Here is a 325-nt window from a genome sequence, read left to right as displayed (position 1 = left end):
CATTCACTTAATCTTTCGATTAAGTTACTAGTCAGCTTTCCAGATTTTTAAAGAACAAAGTGATATTTCTCTATGAAGAGATGTCCACTTTCTAAATATTCTCTTTCGAAAACACTTAAAGAGTGGTGGAGCTAGACGGGATCGAACCGTCGACCTCTTGCATGCCATGCAAGCGCTCTCCCAGCTGAGCTATAGCCCCATATCAGTACTTAGTATTCCAACCACGAGAAGTTGGTGGGTCTGAGTGGACTCGAACCACCGACCTCACCCTTATCAGGGGTGCGCTCTAACCACCTGAGCTACAGACCCAACTAAGTGTCTTTAC

General features: G+C 44.9%; 2 tRNA genes. Both read right to left on the bottom strand.

Annotated features, from left to right (window positions below):
• Positions 1-123 precede the first annotated feature (123 nt).
• Positions 124-199, bottom strand: a tRNA-Ala gene (locus tag LRP49_RS25230).
• Positions 200-232: 33 nt separating this feature from the next.
• Positions 233-309 (bottom strand) — tRNA-Ile (locus LRP49_RS25225).
• Positions 310-325: the final 16 nt, after the last annotated feature.

This window comes from Enterovibrio qingdaonensis, assembly GCF_028683135.1.
Taxonomy (GTDB): domain Bacteria; phylum Pseudomonadota; class Gammaproteobacteria; order Enterobacterales; family Vibrionaceae; genus Enterovibrio; species Enterovibrio qingdaonensis.
This window is presented reverse-complemented; position numbering and strand designations above follow the sequence as displayed.